The organism is Bacteroides sp. 51, from assembly GCF_010500965.1.
GTDB lineage: Bacteria > Bacteroidota > Bacteroidia > Bacteroidales > Bacteroidaceae > Bacteroides.
In genome coordinates, this window is record NZ_QVMI01000038.1 from 89,069 (window position 1) to 89,795 (window position 727).

At 53.9% G+C, this 727-nt stretch carries 1 protein-coding gene; it reads right to left on the minus strand.

What is annotated here, in order from left to right:
• On the minus strand, window positions 1-727 hold a 727-nt coding region (locus D0T87_RS25185; protein ID WP_163177806.1), incomplete at both ends, for a FimB/Mfa2 family fimbrial subunit.

The following is a 727-nucleotide window of genomic DNA, read 5'->3' on the forward strand; positions in this document are numbered from 1 at the left end:
GAGCGAGGATCGCAGGTCGATAAGCACGTTGGTAAGCTGGCCTTTCTTAATGGCAATGGGCTGCCCGGTGTTATCCTGAGAGATGGTGGTGACCAATTCTGTGCCGTGGTAGATATCGATATGGATACCTTGTTCTTCGGGCAGCATATTGAAAGGTGGCGTGTAATATTCCTCCCGGGCTGCTCCAATTGTAAAGGAGCTGGTAGGCTGGTAGGCTACTTTATCTCCGGATAAATCGCCGTAGAAGTCGATCACCGAAGGGGTTTCACGCACCTGGATAGAGTAGTTGTGATCGGCAAAGCCTGCAAAGGCCGTGAGGCCGCGCACGGTGATGGTCAGGCTACCGGTTTCGCGGTAGATGGGGAGTTCGATAGTGGTATCGCTTTCACCATTTCCGTCCAGTGTAATCTCTCCGCGGAACAGGTCGTCGGGCGAAAGAGAATAAGCCATGGCCCGGGTAAGGGGCAACAAGCTTACCTGGTAATAGTCTTTATGGCGACCGGGTTCATAGCCGGTACAGTTCTCTCGTCCCCCGCCCAGGTTACCCCATCCTACGATGTGGAGGGATTTGCCCTTGGGGGCGTTTATGGTAACCGTTTGTCCTACGTGTGTATCTATCCGTTCGACAGAACAAAGCTCACTGTCGAAGACATACAATACTACTTCTGCCACGTCCTTGCGCGACAAGGGCTCTCCCGCGTGGTCGTATGGCCTGACCGTGAGGGTG